This is a genomic window from Klebsiella sp. BIGb0407, assembly GCF_024807845.1.
Taxonomy (GTDB): Bacteria; Pseudomonadota; Gammaproteobacteria; order Enterobacterales; family Enterobacteriaceae; genus JGM124.
Window position 1 is genome coordinate 70596 of record NZ_JANUEQ010000001.1, and the last position, 17432, is coordinate 88027.

Annotated in this window: 16 protein-coding genes and 5 pseudogenes; 8 read left to right on the forward strand and 13 right to left on the reverse strand. The window is 44.7% G+C overall.

Annotated elements, in window-relative coordinates:
• Window positions 1–482: 482 nt before the first annotated feature.
• Window positions 483–1574: pseudogene (locus M2387_RS00335) on the forward strand (DUF4238 domain-containing protein).
• A gap of 184 nt (window positions 1575–1758) precedes the next feature.
• Here the strand turns inward: M2387_RS00335 and M2387_RS00340 are convergent.
• The 6 genes and pseudogenes from M2387_RS00340 to M2387_RS00365 all read right to left on the reverse strand — a co-directional run bounded on the left by M2387_RS00340 (window position 1759) and on the right by M2387_RS00365 (window position 6469).
• Window positions 1759–2362 (reverse strand): annotated as a pseudogene (locus M2387_RS00340) (site-specific integrase).
• Window positions 2363–2452: 90 nt separating this feature from the next.
• The gene (locus M2387_RS00345; RefSeq protein ID WP_259046513.1) at window positions 2453–2875 is read right to left on the reverse strand and encodes a GNAT family N-acetyltransferase; all 423 of its coding nucleotides are present in this window, start codon (window positions 2873–2875) and stop codon (window positions 2453–2455) included.
• A gap of 164 nt (window positions 2876–3039) precedes the next feature.
• Window positions 3040–3323: pseudogene (locus M2387_RS00350) on the reverse strand (site-specific integrase).
• 119 nt (window positions 3324–3442) lie between these two features.
• Complete coding sequence (locus tag M2387_RS00355) at window positions 3443–4429, reverse strand: hypothetical protein (RefSeq protein WP_259046514.1); 987 nt, start codon at window positions 4427–4429, stop codon at window positions 3443–3445.
• Window positions 4430–4498: 69 nt separating this feature from the next.
• A complete protein-coding gene (locus M2387_RS00360) occupies window positions 4499–5053 on the reverse strand; it encodes a TetR/AcrR family transcriptional regulator (protein WP_259046515.1) in 555 nt (184 codons plus the stop codon).
• 213 nt (window positions 5054–5266) lie between these two features.
• Window positions 5267–6469 carry an MFS transporter gene (locus tag M2387_RS00365; RefSeq protein WP_259046516.1) on the reverse strand — a complete coding sequence of 401 codons (1203 nt, stop codon included), beginning with the start codon at window positions 6467–6469 and terminating at the stop codon, window positions 5267–5269.
• A gap of 61 nt (window positions 6470–6530) precedes the next feature.
• Here M2387_RS00365 and M2387_RS00370 point away from each other — a divergent pair, with 61 nt between their 5' ends.
• A complete protein-coding gene (locus M2387_RS00370; protein ID WP_259046517.1) occupies window positions 6531–7544 on the forward strand; it encodes an AraC family transcriptional regulator in 1014 nt (337 codons plus the stop codon).
• A 246-nt stretch (window positions 7545–7790) separates the two neighbouring features.
• Here M2387_RS00370 and panB read toward each other — a convergent pair whose 3' ends face one another.
• Both panB and M2387_RS00380 read right to left on the reverse strand, forming a co-directional pair.
• A complete protein-coding gene (panB, locus tag M2387_RS00375; RefSeq protein ID WP_259048196.1) occupies window positions 7791–8591 on the reverse strand; it encodes a 3-methyl-2-oxobutanoate hydroxymethyltransferase in 801 nt (266 codons plus the stop codon).
• 165 nt (window positions 8592–8756) lie between these two features.
• Entirely contained in the window at window positions 8757–9371 is a 615-nt protein-coding gene (locus M2387_RS00380; protein WP_259046518.1) for a LysE family translocator, read from the reverse strand.
• Window positions 9372–9551: 180 nt separating this feature from the next.
• Here M2387_RS00380 and M2387_RS00385 point away from each other — a divergent pair, with 180 nt between their 5' ends.
• Window positions 9552–10004, forward strand: coding sequence for an Lrp/AsnC family transcriptional regulator (locus tag M2387_RS00385; protein ID WP_259046519.1), 453 nt, complete (start codon window positions 9552–9554; stop codon window positions 10002–10004).
• Between the two features lie 140 nt (window positions 10005–10144).
• On the opposite strand, the pseudogene M2387_RS00390 reads toward M2387_RS00385, so the two are convergent.
• The 3 genes and pseudogenes from M2387_RS00390 to cho all read right to left on the reverse strand — a co-directional run.
• Window positions 10145–10398, reverse strand: a pseudogene (locus M2387_RS00390) (PIN domain-containing protein); the annotation flags it as partial.
• Window positions 10399–10686: 288 nt separating this feature from the next.
• Window positions 10687–10851, reverse strand: a complete 165-nt coding sequence (locus M2387_RS25850; protein ID WP_409039499.1) for an integrase core domain-containing protein — start codon at window positions 10849–10851, stop codon at window positions 10687–10689.
• A 143-nt stretch (window positions 10852–10994) separates the two neighbouring features.
• On the reverse strand, window positions 10995–11855 hold the full coding sequence (gene cho / locus M2387_RS00395; RefSeq protein WP_259046520.1) for an excinuclease Cho: 861 nt from the start codon (window positions 11853–11855) through the stop codon (window positions 10995–10997).
• A gap of 261 nt (window positions 11856–12116) precedes the next feature.
• On the opposite strand from cho, the pseudogene M2387_RS00400 reads away from it, so the two are divergent.
• Window positions 12117–12305: pseudogene (locus M2387_RS00400) on the forward strand (class I SAM-dependent methyltransferase); the annotation flags it as partial.
• Here the strand turns inward: M2387_RS00400 and M2387_RS00405 are convergent.
• Entirely contained in the window at window positions 12302–12841 is a 540-nt protein-coding gene (locus tag M2387_RS00405; RefSeq protein ID WP_259046521.1) for a P-loop nucleotide/nucleoside kinase family protein, read from the reverse strand. The pseudogene M2387_RS00400 and the gene M2387_RS00405 sit on opposite strands and share 4 nt — an antisense overlap.
• A 187-nt stretch (window positions 12842–13028) precedes the next feature.
• On the opposite strand from M2387_RS00405, the gene M2387_RS00410 reads away from it, so the two are divergent.
• Window positions 13029–13595: a nucleotidyltransferase family protein gene (locus M2387_RS00410; protein WP_259048198.1), complete on the forward strand. Its 567-nt coding sequence runs from the start codon at window positions 13029–13031 to the stop codon at window positions 13593–13595.
• A gap of 58 nt (window positions 13596–13653) precedes the next feature.
• Here M2387_RS00410 and M2387_RS00415 read toward each other — a convergent pair whose 3' ends face one another.
• On the reverse strand, window positions 13654–14556 hold the full coding sequence (locus tag M2387_RS00415) for a LysR family transcriptional regulator (RefSeq protein WP_259046522.1): 903 nt from the start codon (window positions 14554–14556) through the stop codon (window positions 13654–13656).
• A gap of 171 nt (window positions 14557–14727) precedes the next feature.
• Here M2387_RS00415 and M2387_RS00420 point away from each other — a divergent pair, with 171 nt between their 5' ends.
• The 3 genes from M2387_RS00420 to M2387_RS00430 all read left to right on the forward strand — a co-directional run bounded on the left by M2387_RS00420 (window position 14728) and on the right by M2387_RS00430 (window position 17201).
• The gene (locus M2387_RS00420) at window positions 14728–15492 is read left to right on the forward strand and encodes a type 1 glutamine amidotransferase domain-containing protein (protein WP_259046523.1); all 765 of its coding nucleotides are present in this window, start codon (window positions 14728–14730) and stop codon (window positions 15490–15492) included.
• 201 nt (window positions 15493–15693) lie between these two features.
• Complete coding sequence (locus tag M2387_RS00425; protein WP_259046524.1) at window positions 15694–16383, forward strand: helix-turn-helix transcriptional regulator; 690 nt, start codon at window positions 15694–15696, stop codon at window positions 16381–16383.
• A gap of 71 nt (window positions 16384–16454) precedes the next feature.
• Entirely contained in the window at window positions 16455–17201 is a 747-nt protein-coding gene (locus M2387_RS00430) for an SDR family NAD(P)-dependent oxidoreductase (protein ID WP_259046525.1), read from the forward strand.
• Window positions 17202–17432 lie beyond the last annotated feature (231 nt).

A 17432-nucleotide genomic window follows, 5' to 3' on the forward strand; every position in this document is an offset into this window, starting at 1 on the left:
TACGAATAATGTACACCTACAGCCATCTTTTACATCTTATAAGGATGATTAATGTGACTTAAGGCCCCACAGCAGACAAGCACGTGGCGCTGAAGGTTTGCTGAGAGCGAGGAGCAGCCCTTCGTGCTCAAGTCGCCATAGATCATACTTACAATGTCGTGTATCAATTTACTGGGAACCGGTCACTGGAAATGTCAGGTTACTTCCGACCTAGATTAGGTGAATATGAATATTTCATTCCTCACTCAAATTATGATATAAGAGTTACTCTAATGGGTAAAATGCCTAGATTTGTTTGTAAAATATTAATTCATCAAAATGTGTTAACAGCACTATTTTGGTTAGCTATGCACTCTGGACGTTATAGCCTTGGCGATGGCAAGTTGACTCGCGAAAGAAAGTAGTTATGGGAACACTAAACTTTGATTTCTCACAGCCTAAAATTATTTTTAACCCCTTAATTTTATCAAAGGCAGGAAGTTATGGCGTCGAATAAGAATCAACATTTCGTACCACAATGCTATTTAAAACGTTTCTCTAATGAAAACTCTAACAGCTCAATTTGTCTTTATAATTATGACAGGAGGTTTTTTGTTGCGAATGCATCTATAAAAAGTCAATGCTCTAAAAACTACTTTTATGGTGAGGACCTAAAACTAGAAAAAACTCTTCAACCAATTGAGGGGGAATATTCAAATCTTGTGAAAAGGATTGTCAGTCCCGGATATAAGTTAAACGAAGAAGATTCTGATTTTTTGCTGGATTTTTGACTGCTGCAACATATGAGGACTGAGGCTGCGTCTAAGAGATATGTCGAAATTGTTGAGGGTATGTCCGATAAGTTTGGGATAGATGATTTTAAGGTTGAACTTGATGAAACCGTTCTTGAATCAATGAAGTCGTTTATTTATACACGTCATATCATAAAGGATATGAAGGTGTGTCTTATTAAAAATAAATCAAAAAAAAGATTTTATACCTCAGATAATCCTGCCATACACACTAATAAATGGTATTTCATTGATGAAAGAGCCAGAGGAATGTCTTATGGTTTGGGTTCAGCAGGAAATCTATTTCTACTTCCATTGACTCCCTATGTATTGATGGTTTGTTATGACTCTGATGTATATGATTTAAGGCCAAGTAATGGTTGGGTTAATACTAAAAATGGAAGGGATGTAGACTGTTTTAATTATTTCCAGTTACTGGCTTGCAATGGTAATGTTTACACTGGAAATAATTCCGACAAGGTAGATATTGAAATTTTGCATAAGGATGTCGAGTCGATTAAATCGCCAGTAAAATTCAAAATTAATTACGCGATTTTTGTTAATGATGAAAATGGTTATGAACGTTATAAGGTTGTTGACAGAAATGAAGCCGGAGAGCATACAAAAGCATTAGTGCATACCCAGTCGATCAGAACATACCCTCCTGAATGGCCAATACAGATTAGATGGAAAAATAAAGGCTTCGTTATGGGCAATGGAAGTGGTATCGGTTATATTAGACAATTCATTGCCGAATTCAAACATGCTGATATAAAAGATTTTAAGAAAATAAATGTTCGTTAGTAAATTCACAGGGTATTAATACAAAACTATTTATAATAGGTTTGCTTAAAGGGACATATTGTCGAATTTTTCTCTGGGACGTGAATCACTATATGAACTATGGCCTGCTCCCAACAAAGTAACATAGCGTGATGTAAGCACGTTCCGCTCCTGGCACAGGGCTGCTGTTACAGCCCTGATAGCCTTAAACTTCAATCGACTCAGAGATCTCTAACGCATCATCGACTTCAATGCCCAGATAACGGACTGTGCTTTCCAGTTTCTTATGACCCAGCAAAAGTGTGGATCACCCGAAGATTCTTGGTTTTTTTGTAGATCAGGTAAGGTTTTGTTCTTCTCATGGAATGTGTGCTGTAAAGCGAATCATCGAGACCAAGCTTTTCAATCCACCCATGAAAAATTCGATTGTATTGCCGGGTTGAAATGTGCTGGTTAGTCCCAACTCGAGACTGAAACAAGAAGTCTTTACTGTGCAAATTGCCTAGCTTTATCAATGCAGCAACAGCTTCTCTTGTCCCTTTGGTTATCTCAAATTGCACAGGGCTACCGGTTTTCTGTTGCAACACCGTTGCTCTGTTTGAAACAGAGCTACCATATGCAATATGAGAAACTTTTAGCTTAACTAGATCACAGCCCCGAAGTTTACTGTCTAGGGCCATATTAAACAGAGCTAAATCGCGCGTTTTACCATCCAGTTCAAGTCGGATCCGGATACCCCAGATATGAGATATCTGAAGTGGTCTTTTTTGGCCTATGATACGGTTTTTGTTCCACGGTGACGTGTTCATACTCAAATCTCCTTCAATGTAGGAGACTTGAGTATGGTTGTCCCTTATGAGCGAGGAACGGAAGTTTTAGCGTATTTAAACCAGTACTAGCTATCCCAGGTTGAGTTTTATCAGCGTTAAGTTCTGAATTCCTGCCTCTGGGAAATCAGGCAGGCTCATCTGTAATTTGTAGCCTTGCTTTTCATAAAAGGGCTGAGCCTGAAAACTGAACGTTTCAACCAGTGCATATCGGCAGCCAGTTCTCACCCCTTCCTGTTCAGCCAGGTTGAGTAATTTGCTTCCAAGTCCTGAGCCTCTGGCATCTTCATTTACCCATAGGTAATCTATGCAAAGCCACAGGCCTTTCGTGGTGGCAATAAGACCTCCAGCCATTACACCTGAATCATTTCTGCAAAAAACGCCAAGATCCCCCCAGGATTTGGTTTTTACATACCGACGGTTAAACCCTCGCAATCCTTCCAGTAGCTCAGCTTTAGCAGTTTCGGTAATTTGTTCAGAAATTTCGATATTCAAGTTGCATCTTCCTTTGAATTGCAGATGTTGAGAATCATTATACATACTGAGTTTAAATCTGTTCCTCCTTTCAACTGCGTGAGTTGGTTATCGAAGAACCTACACGTCCTCTCCCTGTTATCGTCCGCTACTGGCACAGGGCTGCTGTTGCAGCCCTGATAGTCTTAGACTTCAATCGACTCAGAGATCTCTAACGCATCATCGACTTCAATGCCCAGATAACAGACAGTGCTTTCCAGTTTCTTATGTCCTAACAGAAGTTGGATCACCCTGAGATTCTTAGTCTTCTTATATATCAGGTAAGATTTGCAACATCTGATACTTTGAGTTTTATCAGATCACAGCCCCGAAGTTTACTGTCTAAAGCCATATTGAATAGAGCTAGATCACGTGTTTTACCTTCCAGTTCAAGTCTTATCCGAATCCCCCATATATAAGAAGCGGACATCTATTTCATCATGATATGAGGTAAGGAGTTCCAACTGGCTGTCATCAGAGAATGATAAGGATTTTTTTAAGTACTGAAAGCAGCCAGCTGTTTATTGAAATTAAGAAAATAATGCTCAGTTAATCCGGCAAACGGCTAAATATGGCACCAGACTGAACAAGTCGCGATAGCATCAGCTCGGGATCAATCATTTGAGAGGTGAGATACAGACCTGGGATACCCTCGCCCTGCAGAAGGGATTCGATTCCAACTGCCACGCCTGTTGCGGTAAGGTAAGCCTGTCCTTCAGGATGCGTCAGCTGGAATCTTATCATACCTTCTTGACCATCATTGAAAGTCCCCTCTATCTCGTAAATAATTTCGACAGATGGTTTTTTACTGTGACGGCTGCCATGCGATTGGCCAAGCGCAAAATCAACCCTCACTGAGGTGGCGCCAGTGGCGTACGCAAGTTCTGCTGCATCAAATCCTGGGAAACTTGTACCTGTGAAAGCAAATCCATCTTCCAGTGTATATTCCTTCTCCTCTTTTCCATTGCTCGGAACTATCCATTGAGAATCTTCGAGCAACAAACCTGCTTCCTTCTGCGAAAAGTCACCAGAATCTGCTTGACTGGCAGGCCCGCCCAGATCGTTTTCATCCATTAAAGAACCGACCCGAACGCTATGCACTTGCTGAAAATATCTTGAACAATAAGCACCAGCAGAGATAACGATGCCTGCAAAACTCGTATCCAGAACGAGCACCCTGCTATCGGGATTCGTAAGATACAGTGTCAACTTTGGGGCAATATGATTCAACTGTGTTGCGATGCTGGTATAGGGAATACGATGTTTGATTGCATACTTTGCAGGATTGGTGGAAAGGTCGTTGGTTAAAACAGCAATACCACTGAATTCTAAGTTAGCATCTATACCCAAATCTTCCCGTCGTGTATCGACAGCAATACCCGTTGTATTAGTAAATGATTTCGCGGAGTTGCAGGCTTTATCCGCATCTCGTCCTGCAATAACTATCGGGAGCTGTGGAAGAAACTGATTCAACAATGAAACAAGGTGTGAACCAACAATCCCATATCCACCAATGATAAGGAAGGGCTTAAGCATAATGAATCCTTAATAAAATGTATCCTTAATAAAATGTATCCTTAATAAAATGTATCCGTAAAAGCGAAGTTACTGCGCATCTGGTGCAGCCGAGAGGCGACGTAAAGCAGAAATAACACCGGCAAGATCAAGTGGAAAAATATCCATAGTCACGCCCATACAAAGGCCATCAGCTGCAAGCCTGACTATTTCAAATTCAGGTCGTTCCTCAAATTCTTTACGTTCTTCCAGGATCGTTAAGTACCAATCACGCCAGTACTGACACACCTGTGTATCAGTCATTGCTGACTTCCACAGAGTAACCATCTCAGGATTGTTAATTGTTGATATTGCAAGTTCGAGATAAGCCCGTGTGAATGCGCCAGTCTGGAAGGGATCCGTCTCCATCAAGTGAGTAATTTGAGTTGAATATTCCTCAAGCATCTGTGCATAGACGCAGCTGAGCATTGCCTCTTTACTTGGGAAATGATGAAAGAATGCACCTTTGGTAACCCCTGCCATATCGCAGATTGCTTGTACGCTCGTAGTTGAAAGAGAGTCACGCGCTGCCAAGATTCGAGTACATTCGATAAGCGAAGCCCTGACAAGGGCTGGCTGTTTTTTTCGGGTATGTTTATTTGTCATTAATAAAACATACCTACCGGTATGTTTTATGTCAAATAGTGAATAACGTTTGCTTATGGCACGAAGCTGATCGACGGAAATACCTATACCTGATATGAGCGAGGCGCGGGCATCAAATTGAGCGGAAAGCCATAGGAAATTTCAGGGCTTCTATTCAGGCCAGTCATCGGATTCTGCTGGCCATTATTTAACACGGGAGCATATTCAAAATTATCAGGTCATCGCGACCTTCACTTTTAGTCCAATAACTAGCGAGGCAAGAAACATTATGCAACCAGCAGTGATGAAAACGCCAGTTACGCCGCTGATACTAAAGAGTAAGCCTCCCAGCGCAGCTCCAGCAGCAATTGAAGACTGTACTGCTGCGACTACCATACCCCCTGCGGTTTCAGCCTGATCGGGAACGGAACGTGCTACCCAGTTTGACCACGCCACGGGTATGCCACCAAAAGCCATGCCCCATAATGCAACGAACAATATCAATCCGTTTTCTTCCAGTGGCAATAAAATCATGCACAGTGCTGCCAGACCGACAAGTGCTGGCATCAGTATCAGCGTAAAACTCAGACTTCTTTCCATCAGCCAACCGGCCAGTAGCGTCCCGATAAAATTAGCCACGCCGAACCCAAGCAGTATTAAAGACAAATGGTCTACATCAAGATGATTAATATTTTCAAGAGCTGGGCGAATATAGGTAAACATCGCATACTGACCAGTATGTGCAATAACACATCCAGTCATTGCGATCGCCATTCCTGGGCGGCGAAGCACATCCATGACCGTCTCCGTTTTCATCATTCTGCGCGGAGTCATTCGAGGAAGCGTAAACAGCTGAAAAATGAGTGTCAGCACCCCAACTGCGGTTGCAGCGATAAAAGCACTGCGCCAGCCATAAAGCCCACCTAAGTAGCTCCCCAGCGGAATCGAAACCACTGTGCCAATGGCTATGCCGCTAAAAATAATGGAAAGAGCACGCGGGACGCTTTTTGCAGGAACCAGCCGCATAGCTACGGCAGCAGCCATACTCCAGAACCCCCCCAGTGCGATGCCCAGCAAAATGCGCATTACAAGCAGAATTGACAGGCTCGATGAAAGTGCCACAAGCAGGTTAGAAGCAATCATTAGCACGGTAAAGCCAAGCAAGACATTTCGGCGATCATAATTGCGTGTCAGGCGGGGAACCATCAAACCCGCAAACAGTGCCACCACAGCTGTTACCGTCACAGCCTGACCCGCAAGGGCTTCGGTCACACCAAGATCGGCGGCCATAGGTGTCAGCAGGCTGGCAGGAAGATATTCTGCAGTCAGCAACCCAAACACCCCCATGGTCAGTGAAATAACAGCCATCCATGCGGATTCTTTCGGTTCTGAACTGCTGAGACTAGCGGATAAAACTTCAGTTACTTCATTTCTCATAGCGCACTCTTTTCAGGAAAAATTCAGGTTTCAAGTCTAGAGTTGAGAGGCTGGACGATCTATGATGCCACATCCTGATTTTTTACCCGAAACGCCGGAACTATATGTGAAGAAACAATTTGCTCTGTCATCCGAACTCATCAGTGAACTACTGCTTGAAATGCGCCTGCGCGGTGTGCAGTACCGCCGTTTACAGACTGGCTCTGAGTTTGGTGTTGGTTTTAGCAATAGACCGGGTCATGCCTATTTTCATTACATTGCTGTGGGAACTTCTCTGCTTCGTACAAACGATGGTGCGCTTCACGAGCTGAAAGCCGGAAGCATGGTATTTATGCCACAGGGTGAGGAGCATCAACTTATATCGGATGTCGGCTGTGCCATTCAGCATATCGATACGTTAGGCTCAGCGCCTTTAGGCGAGGCTGTGAGCGGAATCAATACCTGTCCCAGTACGCATCCGACTCCCAGCACAGTTCTGTTTTATGGCTGCATGGAGTTCAATCTCGGTGGAATGCAGGGCCTGGGTAAACTGATGCCGCAAGCCATAGTGGTTGAAGCGAACGAAAAGATATATCCGGGGCTGGTTCCCATTCTGGGCGCAATGAAATTTGAAATCTGTTCCGGACGCGCGGGCTTCGCGGGCATTCTGGCACGTCTGGCAGAAGTGGCTGCTGCTATGATTGTGCGTGGATGGATTGAAAACGGCAGCGAAAATGCCGCTGGTCTTATCGCTGCGCTACGTGATCCGCGGCTTGCCCGTGCGATTCTGACTATCCATCGCGATATAAGTCGGGAGTGGTCTGTTGCTGAGCTTGCTGCCCAGTCTCATGTGTCACGTTCTGTTTTCGCTGAACGCTTTACATCAATCATTGGGATACCTCCCCAGCGCTATGCAAGGGAAGTGCGAATGCGCCTCGCTGGTCACTGGATTGTTCACGATAAGATCTCAATCGACACGGTAGCGTTACGTCTCGGCTATGCCTCACAGGCAGCATTTAGCAGAGCTTTTAAGCGCATCAATGGATATCCGCCGGGCGCTATGCGAAACAACCAGCCAAAAGCGATTCATAATTAACATACTGAAATTATGAGTATTATTTATTAATTTCTGTGCTGAATTCTGCATATGACACTGAGAACTGAGCATAAAATAATCTTCATCAATTAACGTATCGCATTTTCACTAATGTCCGTTTCTGGCACGGAGCGGAAAAACACAGGGTGCTGAACGTTCGCTCTGAGCGAACAGCGGACGTCGGTGATTAGCCTCTTTACACAGATTACAGATGCAGCCGCTAATATAAGCGGCTGCATCTGTAACTTATTCTGAGTAGCAGTGCTCCGCCGACGGAAAGCTGCCGTCTTTGACGGCGGCAATGTAACTTTTTAACGCGCCCTGAATGTCGTGCTGCCCTTTCATAAAGTTTTTGACGAATTTCGGGGCCCTGCCGGTGATGCTCAGGCCAAGCATGTCGTGCAGTACTAAAACCTGTCCATCTGTATCCGGGCCAGCGCCGATGCCGATGACTGGTACGGACACCGCCTCGCTCAGCGCTCTGCCCAGCGAGGCGGGGACGGCTTCAACCAGCACCATTGCCGCGCCGGCTTCTTCAAGCTTTTTCGAGGTGTCGACCAGTGCGGCCGCCTGATGGCAGTCACGTCCCTGCACTTTAAAGCCGCCAAAGACGTTAACCGACTGAGGGGTGAGTCCAATATGGGCGCAAACCGGTATACCGTTACGCGTCAGCTGACGCACTGTGTCGCACAGCCACTCTCCACCTTCAATCTTGACCATCTGCGCACCGGCCTGCATTAACTGCGCGGAGCTGTGCAGTGCCAGCTCAGGCGAGGAGCAGGTCATGAATGAAAGGTCGGCTATAATGAAACCGCCGTTGTTTCCGCGCTTAACGCAGGCCGTGTGATAAACCATATCTTCCAGCCTGACCGGCAGGGTGCTGTCATGGCCTTGCAGGATCATTCCCAGCGTATCGCCGATAAGAAGCATCTCAACGCCTGCCGTGCTCAGCTCGTGTGCAAACGTGGCGTCGTAGCAGGTGAGCATGGTGATTTTCTCGCCGCGCTGCTTGAGTTTTTTCAGATGTGTTAGTGTGACTGATGACATGGTGTTCTCTGCTAATTCGTTACGTTGATGAAGGATGTTGCGGGGCGATAATACCAGCTTTCGCAACGCTAAATGTATTGCTCGGTCTGACGTTTCCCTGAGGTCGAGTGTATTCATAGAGTCCCTGCTGCATGATGCTTTGTTATAAGCCCCTATGGCCATGCGTTAGAGAAACTGCTCTGCCAGCAGGAGGGCCGCAATAATGATCATCAGACTGCCCGAAATCCGGCTGACATTCTGTGCGGCGCGCGGTCTCGTCCCAAGCACCGTACCGGAGCCATACCCCACGAGCAGGTAGACCACGCCGCAGCTGATCACATGTACCAGCCCCAGCGCGATCATCTGCAGTGGAAGTGGCCAGGCCGCGTGGGCATCAGTAAACTGTGGCAGCAGGGCCAGAAACAGCAGAAAAACCTTCGGATTAAGCCCGCTGATGCAAAAGCCCTTGAGTGCCCATTTCAGTGACGAATCTGCATTATTATTCTGTCCCGCCGCTGGCGCTGTCGGATGGCGCAGCATGCTGAGGCCGAGCCAGAGCAGATAGGCTGCCCCGGCTACGATCAGGAACGTCAGTACGCCCGGCGTGCCTGCAATGACTGAGCCGACCCCCGCTGCCACTATGAGCGTTGCAACAAGATGGCCGCTCAGCATGCCGGCAACCGCCGGCACAATCCGGCGTCCCCGAATGCCGGCTGAAATGGCGTAAGCCCAGTCGGCGCCTGGCGTGATGACTAAAAGCACGGAAACAGCCCAGAATGCGGCGAACATACTCAGTGACATGTGACGTAATCCTTATCTATCCCATCACTAACCGGATATTCATTGGTGTCAGAAACCTTCATATAGGTAAACCTCTACCCGACGAACACGTTTAGAATTGAAGAAAGAATATCGCTTTGTAAGCGGAATGTGCTTTCATTTATACTTTAAAAAACGATATAACTCGGGAGGTTTTCAGGAATGGACAGAACAGATTGCAATATTCTTGCAGAGCTTCAGAAGGACGGGAGGCTTTCGCTCACTGACCTGGCGGAACGGGTGATGATCAGCCTGTCATCATGCCAGCGCAGGGTCAGAGCCCTTGAGCAGGAAGGGGTAATCAGCGGCTACCGGGCTCATCTGGATCCGGCCAGATTCGGGCTGAACTTTTCAGCCATAGTTTTCGTCACCCTGCGCGAGGGAGACCGACAGGCGGTCGCCGCCTTCGAGGCGGCTGTAGAGGAGATACCGCAAATTATTCAGGCGCAGCGACTTTTTGGCGATCCGGATTATCTGCTTCATGTTATCACCCGTGACCTGCGGGCTTTTCAGGAGCTGTATGATGAAAAACTCTCTGGTATCTCAGGTGTGCAGCGGCTTACCTCAACACTGGTTATGAAAACGGTTGTGAAAGATCGCGCACTACCTGTCTGACACTTGTGCAACGCCTCCTCCATTCGATATTTTCAAAAAGTTTTTGGCATGGAGAAAATGTTGTCTTGAGGATCTGTACAAAAAGTCGAACTTCCGCTTTTGGCACAGAGCGGATATTCACCTTCCGTCATTCTCCGGAATCATTTAGCCCAGTCTTCCAGCACCAGTCCTGGCACGCGCGCAAACTCTCTCGTATTGTTCTTTACCAAGACAGCTCCGGCGGCGATGGCATACCCGGCAATCGCCGTGTAGTTTGGACCAAAGGGTGTTCCGCGCGCAGCCAGCGAAGCCTTTACGTCTGTGGTGGCATCCACGGCAGCCTATTCCAGGACAGCACAGCATCGAGGCGGACACAGAATGCCTTAACCAGCTGCCCGTGGCGGGTGAGGCTTTTTTACGATAGATTGGTTCAGGTATACTACGAGTGGGTCGACTGAATCGTCCCCCTCCATTAAGTAATCACAAAGAGAAGAAAATGATTTACAGAACTGGCGTCTCGTCAACCATTTGCACTGAACCTGAAAAAAGAAAAGAATGCTACTCGATGGTAGCTGCCCTGTTTGGTTATTTACTTAGTGAATGACTTCCTATTCTTAGCGTTTTTTCTAGTGTTTTACTTTTTTCGCGATATATCAAAAAAAACTTGCGTGAATTATTTTTTTACCTGGTTCAGTGATTCAGATTAATATGAATTTGAACATTCAGGAAGAAACGATCCATGAAAACGCTTAATAAACCCGTTTTGTTTTGGTTTTTCCGGCTGAATATAATACTGTTTTCTGTATAAATCTGAACCCGTTTGCCCGATGGAAATTAAACAAGCAGGTATGGTCGCTCCTAAGATTATGAGCGAAGATTTAGTACCACTGAGCGAACGAAAAGAGCATGTTCACTCTTTTCTTAACTAAGATACAAAATACCTGCTAGCTTGGTTAGTCATATTGTAAATACCATAAGTATTAAAACATACTACTAATTTTCAGCGCCTGTTTAATTTATATCTATCTCACTTATATTGTAGTGTCCGGAAAGTAATAACTTTACGAGGATCTTATAACTATCAATGTCATAACCATCAACAACTGAGGTTAATTTAGAGGCATTTTCCAGACTGTCAACGTCGCCGAGCCATGCCCAATTATGGATGATATGATAGCACTGACAGCATTCACTGTGCTCATATACAGCGATCCTGCCGCGCCAGGGCCAGCAAAGAACTTCAATAGATTTAAGTGCGGCCAGTAAACGACCGCGATGCTCACTGAGACTAATTTCTGCGCAGCAAGCACCAGAGCATTTATTTAACGCATAGCGAAAACAAGGACGATTGGGGGGGAGTTTTTCAAGTCCAAGCAGGCTGTAGCACAAGCGATGTTCATCGGCAATTCGCTTGAGCGCTTCCTTGGCTAAATGACTATTTTTATACAACCCGTAAATATTGGGCGTACGACCAATCTCAGTTTCCCGCAGTCCAACAATAGAGATAGTCTGTTCTGTTAGTCGTAGAGTGTAGAGTTGACGCAGCTTGCGTAGCCGTTTATTAAATAATGGTGTCAAACGTTTGATTAAATGCGCTTCAAGCAATAATGCACCTAATTCACCTGCTGTTTGCCGAAAAGTCACTTTGCGACTTTGACTTAATAGAGCTGCTTCGGCTGGATTACGCAGATGCGCCAGCACCCGAGAGCGTATATTCACGCTTTTGCCGATGTACAATGGCAATGTGTCACTTTCGCCATAAAAGAAATAGACCCCGGGTACCGAAGGTAAATGCTCAATACTCTGCCGCAGAGCATCGGGATAAACATAGGGTATAGGGGGTCTACGGCTCGATCGATTCTCTTTCGTCACGAGCAGGTTCTCCTTATCTAACAGTAAATCGGCAAAATTTCATGGTATACGATATGCAAACACCTTATTCATCCTAGCTAACTGTTCACTTTAATCATAATGTTTGTCTGGATGGTATCTGCATATTTTTATTCCACGTGTTGGGTAAGCCCTAATGCCGGGCTTACCCAACGATATGAGCAAAAATTGGAATCTACTATGAGCTTGTAGTCAATCACGATTTCTTTGCCCTGATTAACCAAGTATCGGACTGTTTGAAATCACGATCCGCTCAGGTATCACTTACTGAAAGACGCTCAACCCTGGCGTACTTTGAAACCGCTCCCGGCTTTAACGGATGAGATACAGAAAGCGCAATTTAACGTGCTGGCAATCAGAGTTAATCACAACGCATGGTGGGATCATGCCACTGTAGTATGTTCGGTGAACCCATCACCAAGTGATGATTAAAGGATAGTTTCATTCTGGCTAATAAGATTGTTTTTTATACTCTTAATAGATTCTATAATCTTTTCAACGCTCTGAGACACGGATAACGTTGAGCTATCAAGTATCAGACGGTCTCTGTTCCATGGTTCGTAATGACGATGGATTACGGCATTCCAGTCCGGTAGGTTTAACCCCGGGATATCGGTGCTCCTGTTTTCTACACGAGAACGATGTTCAGTCAGATCGGAACAAATAATCTCTATTTCCAAAAATTGCGATCCCGCAGAGAGAGCGACATCACGATAAGCATTTCTGGTCAGCAGCATTGGGTTAACTGAATCAGTGATAATGGTTAATCCTGTACTCAGGTTTTCGCGAGCTAATGCATAGGCGACAAAGTAACCCGCAGGGCCCATTTCCTCATATGCATCTTTGGAATCGAGAATTGCTTGCTCTATGGTGTCAATTCGTAAATATACGGCATTCATTTTTTTGGCAAGTGCACGTGCGATAGTACTTTTCCCAGACCCGGGTAATCCACTAAAAATAATTAACATGATTTATCCTTTTCATGGACAATAAAACTGAACGTGATTTTCCTGTCTGTGCAGATGCGGAGTCCAACAGATTTAAGACATTTGTGTATATGAATGCATCAATATATCAAAGCCTGACTAATGGAGAACAGGAACTCAAGAGATGACAACTGAAATAAGGCGCAAACACAGCGTTCAAGCACTTGAAATCAAGCACCAGCTGGCATTACAAACATTATTGTTAAATGATCCTGTAAGAATGAAAGCCCTTTATATCATTAGAGAATTAAAGCTGAGCGATGGCTGGATAGGCGCTGGATTTGTACGAAATGCGGTATGGGATCATTTACACGGATACGGGCAGAGAGCAATCACCGGTGATGTAGACGTCGTCTGGTTCAACGCTCAGAATTGTAGCCTGGAACACGATATCGGCCTGGAGAAGACACTGATTCAGCGATCTTCAGCGTACAACTGGTCAGTTAAAAATCAAGCCAGAATGCATCAACGCAACAACAATGCACCCTATAGTTCAACGGAGAATGCTCTACGATATTGGACTGAGACCGCGACAGCGGTTGCCGTCAGAGTCAGTGACACGAATAATATCGAGATTATTGCACCCTATGGGCTTGATGATTTGTTCGGGTTACGTTTACGGCCGACGCCCCCATTTGAGGGTGAAAGATTGAGCGTTGTCATGGAACGGATATCGGAAAAAAAGTGGCTGGAACATTATCCAAGGCTGCAACTTATCGTAGAGCGGGCTGATTAACTCACATTATGTCGCAATGATGGCATTTACCTTCTGGATACATTAAATATCATGTGATTTATGTTTTTAGTAAATCTGAGCACAGGTCGATAAATGCGCGTAATTTGGGTTGATTCTTCGCTGAACTGGGAAAATACAGGAACAGCCCATCATGACTGGGAGACTGATCGAGCAGGGCGACTTCCAGCGTGCCGTTGGCGAGCTCCCGCGATGTATGAAACGTGGATGAATAGATTAACCCTGTTCCCCTGACAGCAAGATTACGCATTAATTCCCCGTCATTCACAGTAATCGAACCCTGAGGTTCAAATCTTTTATTTTGATTATTTTCAACAAACTCCCAGCGATAAATATCTCCCTTCTCGGGACGGCGAAAACGAATACACTCATGCAGTTCAAGATCTCTCACCTGCTCTGGTTTTCCATTTTTTTGAAAATATTCGGGAGATCCGAAGACTGCCCATCTGAATGGTGGTGACAGCCTTATAGCAATCATGTCGAGTTCAATATATGAACCAATCATGATCCCCGCATCATAACCCTCGGATACAAAGTTTTCGTGTCGATTACTGACGGTAATATCAACATGTATGTTCGGCCAGGCCTTTCTGAATACAGGTAAAAGAGGTTCAATAACATGAGGCAGAGCTAAACGCTCTACAATCAATTTCAACCTTCCTGCGGGCATCTTTGCTGATTGTGCGATTTCTTCAACGCTATTCGCAATAGCCTGTGTTGCGGGGATGATTTGTTCAAGAAGACGCTCACCCGTTTCGGTGAGTGACATCCTGCGCGTTGTCCGATGAAAGAGCGATGACCCAAGACGATGCTCCAGTTTCTGGAGTGCAATACTTACCGCTCCTGGGGTTCTGCCCAAATCAATCGCTGCTTTTCTAATACTCATATGTTTTGCGATGGCCAGGAACTCGTTTAAACCATCAAAAATATCGGACTGCCGCATAGCATCTCAAGCCATTCAATACAAATGATTGATTAACCATACAGTAGCATACGGAAACAATCAGTGTTTATTACATCGTTTTATTAAACATCCTATCCCATTTTTAGCGTCTATCCATCCTGATTTCTTTCCGATAGAGTCGCCACATACCACTCACCGGAGAAACTATCTGTGTCAATTCTAAAATTTTGTTCCTGTATCCTGGCATCCGTATTCTTTTATACGGCATCACCGCTTGTTTTTGCTCAAAGCAATCTTAAGGGAGAAAAAATCCTTATTGTCGTTTCCAGCCTCGATAAAAAAACGCCAGATCTTGTTGGTGGTTTTTGGTTTCCTGAACTGACTCACCCTGTCGAGGTTTTTGATAACGCTGGTATTAGTTATGATATTGCAAGTCCTGAAGGCGGGCTACCTCCCTTTGATGGATTCGACTTGAAAGACCGTGCAAGTCTTGATTTTTGGACGGATCCTGAACATCGAAATAAACTGGCCAATTCAATACCGCTTAAAGACGTTAATCCTGATGCATACAGTGTCATTCTACTCGTCGGGGGTCATGGCCCTATGTGGGACTTTGTGAATAATCCCCAGCTCGAATCGATCGTTAAAACCATGTATGAGAATAATAAAATTATTAGTGCTGTTTGCCACGGACCTGCCGGATTATTGAATATAAAACTCAGCAATGGAGAATCGTTGCTCAAGGGGCGTCATCTGACAGGATTTACTGCGGAAGAAGAAGCTTTCAGGCATTACGATAAAATAGTGCCATTTGAACTGGAGGCCGCATTAGAAAAAAATGGGGCAATCTTTGAGGAAGCACCTATCTTCGAAAATAAAGTCGTTGTTGACGGACAGCTTATTACAGGGCAAAACCCTGCATCCGCTAAAGCACTGGGAGATGCTATCGTGAGTGCCTTACAAAAAAAGGCCTGATCAATATTTAAATCTTTCTTCATTGTCTTTGAATCACATAGATATCTTGTAGTCCTGGGATCGTGCTATTTCCTGTAACATACCGATGTGTTAATCAACGGAGAGCAGGTCAGTTTAAACACGTATGCTTGATTTGTACTAAGATGCTTATCCGGCAATTGCTTGAAAGCATGATCTCAGGATTAAGATGGACTTATCAATATGACCAGAACGGAAAGGCTTTTCGAATTACTACAAATATTAAGGGCGCAAAGATATCCTGTCACGGCATCAACGCTTTCAGAACGATTAGGCATAAGTTTGCGCTCGATCTACAGAGATATAAAAACGCTACAGCATCAAGGTCTGCGTATTGAAGGTGGCGCAGGTATTGGCTATATCGTGAAGTCGGACTTTCATTTACCACCTTTAAATTTATCGCATGATGAAATAAATGCTATTACGCTTGGGTTAAATTGGGTATCTCATAATACAGATTCTGATTTCAAAAATACCGCGAGAAACGTACTCGCAAAAATACATGCCGTCATTCCCGGTGAATTAAAAAGCCTTATTGAGAGTCAATCTTATCTTACTGGCCCCTCAGAAAAAAATGAGGTGTTTTTTGAAGAAATCCGCAACGCTATAAGCAAGCGAAAGAAAGTCAAAATAAAGTATTGTGACAAGAAAGACGTTCACTCTTCCCGAATAATATGGCCCGTCGCATTGGTATATATGGAGTCATGCTGGCTTCTGGCTGCATGGTGTGAGATGAGAAATGATTTTCGTCATTTCAGGACGGACAAAATTGAAGAGATTGTACAACTGGATTCCACCTTCAGTGAAAGCAGGGCTGTTTTATTGAAAAAATGGAGAGTGAAAGAGGGTATCGATGCAGGGAAAGAGTACTGACAAAAATTGTCACAGCTATTTTGTACACTATCCCGGATGAAAGATGCCATTCAACTTCATAGGGGGGAGTTATGAATTTCCAGAATAAAGTCGCTGTTATAACAGGAAGTACCACTGGTATAGGTGAGGCCGTCGCAGAACAATTACATAAACATGGCTCTTATGTCGTCATTGTATCCCGCTCGTCAGAGCAAGCTAAACAAAAAGCGAAACTATTATCATCCCAGGGACAAGAAGCGATTGGGATCGGATGTGATGTATCTCGGCCCGAACAAGTACGTCAAATGATTGATGAGGTTATCAATTATTTCGGCAGGATTGATTATGCTGTAAATAATGCAGGCTTAACCGGTGAACATGGTAAAAATATTACAGAGCAGACCGTTGAAAACTGGGATAAGGTCATTGCCACCTCATTGAGTGGCGTTTTTTATTGTCTGAAATATGAAATAGCTCAGATGATGAAGTTTGGTGGCTCTATCGTTAATTTATCGGCAGTAAATGGCCTGGTTGGCATTCCCGGGCTGGCACCTTACACCGTAGCTAAACACGGCATCATTGGTTTAACCCAAACCGCAGCACTGGAGTTTGCCTGTCACGGTATTCGAATCAATGCCGTGGCTCCAGGCTATGTCGAAACTCCACGAATGAGTGAGTTTCCCGAAGATATCGTCCGCAGTTTCGCAAATAGCCACCCTATGAAAAGAATGGCCAGAATGCGGGAAGTAGCAGACTTCATATTGTTTTTGCTCTCAGAAAATGCGGGATTCTGTACCGGAGGCACTTATCCCATTGATGGGGGTTATTTAGCCGAGTGATATTCATCTTCACGCATATTTATTATTATATTTCCTGAATTCAGGACTTTAATAATTACAATTATGCGTCATTTTTTAGTAAGTTTTTGGTAAATATTCAGTAAATTATTGGCGTAAGGTCTTATCCAGATTGAGCGTGCTGATTTTGTCGGCAATGCAGCCACTTGACGATGTAAAAGGAATACTGATATAGATTACGCAACTCTAATAACCAGGGATTTATTAAACACA

Bases quoted from the DNA above. Each gene is read 5' to 3' on its own strand.
- M2387_RS00355 (WP_259046514.1), bottom strand. From the start codon at position 4,429: ATGCTTAAGCCCTTCCTTATCATTGGTGGATATGGGATTGTTGGTTCA.
- M2387_RS00360 (WP_259046515.1), bottom strand. From the start codon at position 5,053: ATGACAAATAAACATACCCGAAAAAAACAGCCAGCCCTTGTCAGGGCT.
- M2387_RS00365 (WP_259046516.1), bottom strand. From the start codon at position 6,469: ATGAGAAATGAAGTAACTGAAGTTTTATCCGCTAGTCTCAGCAGTTCA.
- M2387_RS00370 (WP_259046517.1), top strand. From the start codon at position 6,531: ATGATGCCACATCCTGATTTTTTACCCGAAACGCCGGAACTATATGTG.
- panB (WP_259048196.1), bottom strand. From the start codon at position 8,591: ATGTCATCAGTCACACTAACACATCTGAAAAAACTCAAGCAGCGCGGC.
- M2387_RS00380 (WP_259046518.1), bottom strand. From the start codon at position 9,371: ATGTCACTGAGTATGTTCGCCGCATTCTGGGCTGTTTCCGTGCTTTTA.
- M2387_RS00385 (WP_259046519.1), top strand. From the start codon at position 9,552: ATGGACAGAACAGATTGCAATATTCTTGCAGAGCTTCAGAAGGACGGG.
- M2387_RS00405 (WP_259046521.1), bottom strand. From the start codon at position 12,841: ATGTTAATTATTTTTAGTGGATTACCCGGGTCTGGGAAAAGTACTATC.
- M2387_RS00415 (WP_259046522.1), bottom strand. From the start codon at position 14,556: ATGCGGCAGTCCGATATTTTTGATGGTTTAAACGAGTTCCTGGCCATC.
- M2387_RS00425 (WP_259046524.1), top strand. From the start codon at position 15,694: ATGACCAGAACGGAAAGGCTTTTCGAATTACTACAAATATTAAGGGCG.
- M2387_RS00430 (WP_259046525.1), top strand. From the start codon at position 16,455: ATGAATTTCCAGAATAAAGTCGCTGTTATAACAGGAAGTACCACTGGT.